Source organism: Methylocystis sp., from assembly GCF_050246715.1.
Taxonomy (GTDB): Bacteria; Pseudomonadota; Alphaproteobacteria; order Rhizobiales; family Beijerinckiaceae; genus Methylocystis.
On sequence record NZ_JBFWVN010000094.1, the window covers coordinates 1 to 7,198 of the forward strand.

Here is a 7,198-nt window from a genome sequence, read left to right on the forward strand (position 1 = left end):
TTTCTTTTGCAAGCTCAAGCAATTTCGGGCCATCGCAACGCGCTACGACAAAACCGCTCGAAATTTTCTCGCCGCGATCCACCTCTCCGCAGCTATCGTCTGGCTCAATTGATGACAGGCCCTAGCACTCTATCATGGGTTGGCATGCGAAATTTTCTGCGCACCTTTTACGAGGCCTATCTGAAGTTCAACCAGGACGATGGTTGGGCGATAGCGAGCTATATTGCGCTGTCGATCCTCACATCGTTGTTTCCCTTTCTCATTTTTCTGACCGCGCTTGCCGGCTTTTTCGGCATGGAGGCGGAAGCGGACGCCGCGACGAAGCTTCTTTTCGAGGCCTGGCCGTCGAGCGTCGCGGCGCCGATTTCGGGGGAAATCCGCAATGTGCTGACGCAGCCGCATGGCGGGCTCCTCACCTTCGGCGCTGTGTTAGCAATCTATTTTTCCGCCACCGGCGTAGAAGCGCTGCGCGTTGCGCTGAACCGAGCCTATAACTTGCCCGAGCAGCGTTCCTGGTGGCTGCTTCGGCTCGAGTCGATCATATTCGTCGTTCTCGGCGCGGCGTCTCTTCTCGCCATCGCCATTCTTCTGGTGCTCGCGCCGCTCGCGCGAGCAATCGCCCAGCGTTACGTTCCTCACGTCGTCGAGCAGTTGCAGCCCCTCTACGAACCGGTGCGCTATGGCGTCACCACCGCCGTTCTCGCCATCGCGCTGTTCGCGGCCCACAAATATCTGCCGGCGACGCGGCGCGCCACGGCGTTCATCGCGCCCGGCATCGCGCTCACATTGCTCGCGTCGCTCGCCTTCGGAGTCGGCTTCGGCAATTATCTCGCTCGATTCGCCGGCAGCTATATTTCGACTTATGCGGGTCTCGCCTCGATCATGATCGCCATTGTCTTTCTTCAGCTCCTGGCGGCGATCTTCATCTATGGCGCCGAGCTCAATCAAACTCTCGCAACGAACCGCAAGACCACAAAAAAGCACGGTTAAGCGCGCCTTAACCGAGGTTTTTTAGGCTGCCCGCATCCGCGCGCCACGGGCTCGCGATCAAGCGGGGCTTCTCCTCACATGCGCAGCCATGCATCCGGTCACTTCACCGAGCAGCTTCGCGAATTCACGGCGCGGCGGCTGGCCGAGCTTCTCGGCGTCTTTTTGGTCGCGACCGCCGCCGCCCTGACGCTGTCGCTCGTCAGCTGGTCGGCCCGCGATCCCTCCTTCAATCACGCGACGTCCGGCCATGTCCGCAATCTGCTGGGGCCGCCGGGCGCGGTCGTCTCCGATCTGCTGATGCAGCTTGTCGGCTTCGGCGCCATCGCGGCGATCGTACCGATCGCGACCCAGGGACTGCGTCTCATCCGACGTCGACGGATCGGCAGAGCCCTGCTGCGCATCGGCCTGTGGACCGTTGGCGTCTTCGCTACCGCCGCGACCGCGTCGCTTCTGCCAGCGACCGATCGCTGGCCGCTGCCCACCGGCCTCGGCGGCGTCGCCGGCGACGCCATACTTGCCGTTCCGCGCACGATCTTCGCCGGCTCGGGCGTGATGATGGCGGCGTTCGGCGTCGGCGCCGCTCTTGTCGCCATCCTCGCCGTGACCGGCGCCGCGGGCCTCGGCTTCGAGTCCGAAGCCGACATGCGCAGCCGGTCTTCCGAAGACGACGCCAACATTCGTCCCAGCGCCGACGACGATGACGACGACGGCGGCGAGCCGGGCTTCGCGCTGATTTCGCTCGGGGCGCTGATCCACTTCGGGCTGGCGCTTAAGGCCTGGGCGGCGCGCGCGGCCGGGAGATTGAGGCGCGGCCCGCGGACGACGGACCGGCCGCCGCCGCCCAGCTACCCGCGCGTCGAGCCGACCTTCGACGCCCAGGATCTCTATCCAGATTATGCGCCGCCGCGCGCCCGCAATCTCGACGAGCCCGAAGCGGTTGCGCCGCCGGCGCCCCGCCGCGGGCGCGCGCCTGCCCGCGCCGCCCAGCCCAGTTTCAACGCGCGCTATGAGCCGCCGTCGCTCAGCCTGCTCGCCGAGCCGAAGAAACAGGCGAATAGCGTGAAGCTCTCGCAGGAGGCGCTGGAACAGAATGCGCGTCTGCTCGAGGGCGTGCTCGAGGATTTTTCCGTCAAGGGCGACATCATCAACGTCCGGCCCGGACCCGTCGTCACGTTGTATGAGCTGGAGCCGGCCCCCGGCATCAAGAGTTCGCGCGTCATCGGCCTCGCCGACGACATCGCCCGCTCGATGTCGGCGGTTTCCGCCCGCGTCGCCGTGGTTTCCGGTCGCAACGCCATCGGCATCGAGCTCCCCAACCAGCGCCGCGAGATGGTCTTGCTGCGCGAACTCATCGCCTGCGAGGATTTTACCCGCTCCAATCACAAACTCGCGATCGCGCTCGGCAAGACCATCGGCGGCGAGCCGGTGATCGTCGATCTCGCGCGCATGCCGCATTTGCTGGTCGCCGGCACCACCGGCTCCGGCAAATCGGTCGCGATCAACACCATGATTGTTTCGCTGCTCTATCGCTTAAAGCCCGAAGAGTGCCGGCTGATCATGGTCGATCCGAAAATGCTGGAGCTCTCGGTTTACGACAATATTCCCCATCTCCTTACCCCCGTCGTCACCGACCCGAAAAAGGCGGTCGTCGCGCTGAAATGGGCGGTGCGCGAGATGGAGGACCGCTACAAGAAAATGTCGAAGCTCGGCGTGCGCAATATTGACGGCTACAACGCCCGCGTCGCCGAGGCGCAAAAGAAAGGCGAGACGATCACTCGCACCGTGCAAACGGGCTTCGACCGCGAGACCGGCGAGGCGATCTTCGAACATGAGGAAATGTCTTTCTCGACGCTGCCTTACATCGTCGTCGTCGTCGACGAAATGGCCGATCTCATGCTCGTCGCCGGCAAGGACATCGAAGGCGCGATCCAGAGACTGGCGCAAATGGCGCGCGCCGCCGGCATTCATCTGATCATGGCGACGCAGCGTCCCTCGGTCGATGTGATCACCGGCACGATCAAGGCGAATTTCCCGACCCGCATCTCCTTCCAGGTGACGTCGAAAATCGACAGCCGCACGATCCTGGGCGAACAAGGCGCCGAGCAGCTGCTCGGCCAGGGCGACATGCTCTACATGGCCGGCGGCGGCCGCATTTCCCGCGTGCACGGGCCGTTCGTATCGGATCGTGAGGTCGAGGACATCGTTGCCCATGTGAAGACGCAGGGCGCGCCGCAATATCTCGACGCCATCACCTCAGAGGACGACGCCGGCGAGGATGGCGAGGCGCCCCTGCCCGGCTCGATGGACGCCGAGGAAGGCGGCGACCTATACGACCGCGCCGTCAATATCGTGCTGCGCGACAAGAAATGCTCGACGAGCTACATCCAGCGCCGCCTCTCAGTCGGCTACAACAAGGCCGCCTCGCTCGTCGAACGCATGGAGCAGGAAGGGGTGGTGAGCGCCCCGAACCATGCGGGAAAACGCGAAATTCTGGTCGGCGGCGGGATCGACCGCGGCGCCTTCGACATCGAGGCGGCGGAGTAAGCCTGCGCCCCCAATTCCGCCAATTTATGCTACCAAGACGGCACCCAGCCTCTCTCAAGTCGGAACTTGCCGTGAAATACGCCACCGCCGCCGCACTGATCGCCGCGCTTTCCTTCGCCTTCCCGGCCGCCGGCGCAAATGTCGCCCGTCGTCCGCGGCCCGCTCAGGCGGCCAGCGAAAGCAAGGCCGTCGAAGCGCCTCCTGCCGCCGGGTCCAAGGCTGGGGAATCCAAGTCTGGGGAGGCCAAGGCTGGGGAGGCCACGCCAGCGGAAACAAAGTCCAAATCGGCCGAGACAAAGGCTGCCGATCCGGCCTCTCAAAAAGGCGCAAAGCCGGCCGCACAGGCCCCCGCCGTGGCCGGCGCTATTATCGCGCCTGCGCCCTCGCCGTCGGAGCCCGATAAGTCCCTCACCCGCGCCGAGGCGCTCAAGCGCGCCAACGCCTTTTTTAACGCTTCGCCGGTAATGACAGCCGATTTCGTGCAGATCGGCGGCGACGGCAAGCGCTCGGAAGGCAGGCTGCATGTGCAGCGGGCCGGCCGGGTCCGTTTCGAATATGCCCAGCCTGCGACCATGGAGGTCGTCGCCGACGGCGCGCAGGTCGCAGTCCGCGACCGCAAGCTTGGCACTCAGGACCTCTATTTCATTACCCAGACGCCGCTCAAATTCCTGATGAAGGACAAGATCGACCTCGAAAAGGACGTGACCGTCGAGGATGTGAAGATCGATGACTCGGGCGTCACCATCTTCATCGAGGATAAGGCGACCTTCGGCGGCACCTCGCATGTGCGGCTGATCTTCGATCCCAAGACCTTCAAATTGAAGCAGTGGCAGGTGAAGGATCCTCAGGGCTACGAGACCCTGATCTCGATCTTCAATATCGATCAGGCGAAGATTCCGGACGCCGCGCTGTTCAAGATCAACAAGTAGGCCCGTGCCGTCGGCGGACGCGATTTTCACCGCGCTGCCCTATCTCGCGCTCGCGCTGGGTCTCGCCTGCGCCGCGGGCGGCGGCGAGCTTTTCGTCAGCGGCACGGTCGGGATCGCCCGATGGGCGCGCGTGGCGCCAAGCGTCATTGCCGCCACCGTCGCCGCTTTCGCGACGTCGAGCCCGGAGTTGACCGTCGCGATCCAGTCGGCGCTGGCCGGCGAGCCCGAACTCTCGCTTGGCGACGGACTCGGCAGCAATGTCGCCAATATCGCGCTGATCTTCGGGGTGGCGTTGCTGTTTGGGCCGCTCGCCGTCATCCGCGCCCAAGTGACCCGCGACTTCTGGGTCGCCGCCGCGGCTCCGGCGGCGCTCAGCGTCATGCTGATCGACGGATCGCTGTCCAGGACCGAGGCTGCGGTGCTGCTGACAGGCTTCGCCTTATGGTTCGCGAAAACCACGCTGGAGGCGATCGAGCAGCGGCGCGCGGCGCCGGCGCCGCCGGATGAATCTTTGGGCTTCCTGCGCGCTTTGTTCGACACGCTGGTCGGCTTGGGGCTGCTGGTCGCCGCCGGGAGCTTCATTGTTTTTGGCGCGAGCGAAATCGCCAAACGATTTGGGTTGAGCGACTTTATCATCGGCGCCACGCTGGTGGCGGTGGGCACCTCGACGCCAGAACTCGCCACCGCGCTGATCGCGCGCATCCGGCGACAGGACGACGTCGGCTTCGGCGCCCTGATCGGCAGCAATATTTTCAACGGGCTGTTCATCATCGGCGTCGCCGGCGCCATCACGCCGATTCGGACATCCGAAATAGAGGCCGTGCCGGCGCTGGTCGCGGGCTTTGTCGCGCTCGCTCTGGTTTATCCGCCACGAAACGGCGTTTACCGCCCGTGGCGCGGCATCGCGCTGCTCGCCGTCTATGCGGCCTATCTGGCGGCCGTGATCGCCGACGGAAGTTAGGCCGCCCTCTTCTTCGGCGCGATGAGCTTGCGGTTCATCAGCGTCTCGGCGATCTGCACGGCGTTGAGCGCCGCGCCCTTGCGCAGATTGTCGCTGACGCACCAGAGCACGAGGCCATTATCGACCGTCGGGTCCTCGCGGATGCGCGAGACATAGGTCGCGTCTTCGCCCGCCGCCTCATGCGGCGTGACATAGCCCCCGGGCTCGCGCTTGTCGATGACGAGCACCCCCGGCGCCTCGCGCAAAATGTCGCGCGCTTCGTCAGCGGAAATCGGCTTTTCGAATTCGATGTTCACCGCCTCCGAATGGCCGATGAAGACGGGCACGCGCACGCAGGTGGCGACGAGCTTGATCTTGGGATCGAGAATCTTCTTCGTCTCCGCCACCATCTTCCACTCTTCCTTGGTGAAGCCGTCTTCCATGAAGACGTCGATATGCGGAATGAGGTTGAAGGCGATGCGCTTGGGGAATTTCTTCGCAGCGATGGGGTCGGAGACGAACACCGAGCGCGTCTGCGCGAAGAGTTCGTCCATGCCCTCCTTGCCGGCGCCGGAGACCGATTGATAGGTCGAGACGACGACGCGCTTGATCGTCGCCGCGTCGTGCAGCGGCTTCAGCGCGACGACGAGCTGGGCGGTCGAGCAGTTGGGGTTGGCGATAATGTTCTTCTTAGCGAAACCGGCTGCGGCGCCGGCATTCACCTCCGGCACCACTAAAGGCACGTCGGGGTCCATGCGCCAGGCCGAGGAATTGTCGATGACGACGCAGCCCTGCGCGCCGATTCTGGGCGCCCAATCCTTGGCGACGGCGCCCCCGGCCGACATCAGGCAAATGTCGACGTCGGAGAAATCATAAGTATCGAGCGCCTTGCACTTAAGCGTCCGGTCGCCAAAAGAGACTTCCGCGCCGATCGAGCGCGACGAGGCCAGCGCGACGACTTCCGAAACCGGGAAACGGCGCTCGGCGAGAATATCCAACATCTCGCGGCCTACATTGCCCGTAGCGCCGACGACCGCGACCTTATACGCCATCATCAAACTCCAGCCGGCGACCCGGCGTCTCTCGTTTTAGAAAGGAAGGCCGACCGACATGTTTCCGGAAGGCGACACGCCGACGGGCATTTTGCCGCTGGGCGAGCTCGGCGTATCGGCCTCCTTCTCCTTTCCTGGCGGCGCCTTGCCGGGCGACCAGCCCTCAAGCTCGCCAAACTGGCGGTTGCCAGCGCCGCCCTGCTGCTGCGAATGCTGGGCGCCGGCGCGCTGGGACGGTTGCGCTTTAGCCTTCTTGGCTTTCGGCGCAGTTGAGACAGCGCCGGACGTGTCGAGCGCATTCGGGTCGAGCTGCTGGGCAGAGACCGCGCCGCCAACCGCCGCGACGAGAAAAGCGGCGAGAAAAAGCGGGCCAAAAATAAGACGAGCGCTGGTCGACATGGCGCAAATCTCCTCAGATGTTTGAATCCGTCCTAAACCGGCGGCGCGGCGGGATCAAGGCGGCTGCAAATGGTCCAGTTTGTCGCAACTCTCCAGCCTCCTAACTAACTGCTGGGATTAGGTAGTTCGAGGCGCGTGATGAACGTCGCTTCCATTCTCACGGTTCTTACGCTTGCCAGCTCAGTCGCGATCATCGCGCTGATCCTTCTAGTATTGCGTCGCCCGTGAAGAACGCGATTTAAGCGGCGATTAGTCGGCGATTTGAGGCGTTGGCGTCGTCGAGGACGTTCAGGAACAAGGCCCACAGAAGCGCCAGCCATGCGAGCAGGCGGCGGAAGTTGTAG

General features: G+C 64.1%; 6 protein-coding genes and 1 pseudogene. 5 read left to right on the forward strand and 2 right to left on the reverse strand.

Features of this window, described 5'->3' with window-relative positions; all coding sequences use genetic code 11:
* The 5 genes and pseudogenes from AB7I51_RS17245 to AB7I51_RS17265 form a co-directional block, all read left to right on the forward strand.
* A pseudogene (locus tag AB7I51_RS17245) lies at positions 1 to 112 on the forward strand (IS5/IS1182 family transposase); the annotation flags it as partial.
* A 32-nt stretch (positions 113 to 144) separates the two neighbouring features.
* Positions 145 to 990: a YihY/virulence factor BrkB family protein gene (locus tag AB7I51_RS17250; protein ID WP_428405495.1), complete on the forward strand. Its 846-nt coding sequence runs from the start codon at positions 145 to 147 to the stop codon at positions 988 to 990.
* A 78-nt stretch (positions 991 to 1,068) separates the two neighbouring features.
* A complete protein-coding gene (locus AB7I51_RS17255) occupies positions 1,069 to 3,534 on the forward strand; it encodes a DNA translocase FtsK (protein ID WP_428405496.1) in 2,466 nt (821 codons plus the stop codon).
* A gap of 71 nt (positions 3,535 to 3,605) precedes the next feature.
* Entirely contained in the window at positions 3,606 to 4,463 is an 858-nt protein-coding gene (locus AB7I51_RS17260; protein WP_428405497.1) for an outer-membrane lipoprotein carrier protein LolA, read from the forward strand.
* A 4-nt stretch (positions 4,464 to 4,467) separates the two neighbouring features.
* Positions 4,468 to 5,424, forward strand: a complete 957-nt coding sequence (locus AB7I51_RS17265) for a sodium:calcium antiporter (protein ID WP_428405498.1) — start codon at positions 4,468 to 4,470, stop codon at positions 5,422 to 5,424.
* Here AB7I51_RS17265 and AB7I51_RS17270 read toward each other — a convergent pair.
* Both AB7I51_RS17270 and AB7I51_RS17275 read right to left on the reverse strand, forming a co-directional pair.
* A complete protein-coding gene (locus AB7I51_RS17270; protein WP_428405500.1) occupies positions 5,421 to 6,455 on the reverse strand; it encodes an aspartate-semialdehyde dehydrogenase in 1,035 nt (344 codons plus the stop codon). The genes AB7I51_RS17265 and AB7I51_RS17270 overlap by 4 nt on opposite strands.
* 36 nt (positions 6,456 to 6,491) lie before the next feature.
* The gene (locus tag AB7I51_RS17275; protein WP_428405499.1) at positions 6,492 to 6,854 is read right to left on the reverse strand and encodes a hypothetical protein; all 363 of its coding nucleotides are present in this window, start codon (positions 6,852 to 6,854) and stop codon (positions 6,492 to 6,494) included.
* Between the last annotated feature and the right edge of the window lie 344 nt (positions 6,855 to 7,198).

What these genes read in the sequence shown, in the direction of transcription:
- AB7I51_RS17250 (WP_428405495.1), top strand. Translation starts at nt 145, where the DNA reads ATGCGAAATTTTCTGCGCACCTTTTACGAGGCCTATCTGAAGTTCAAC.
- AB7I51_RS17255 (WP_428405496.1), top strand. Translation starts at nt 1,069, where the DNA reads ATGCGCAGCCATGCATCCGGTCACTTCACCGAGCAGCTTCGCGAATTC.
- AB7I51_RS17270 (WP_428405500.1), bottom strand. Translation starts at nt 6,455, where the DNA reads ATGGCGTATAAGGTCGCGGTCGTCGGCGCTACGGGCAATGTAGGCCGC.
- AB7I51_RS17275 (WP_428405499.1), bottom strand. Translation starts at nt 6,854, where the DNA reads ATGTCGACCAGCGCTCGTCTTATTTTTGGCCCGCTTTTTCTCGCCGCT.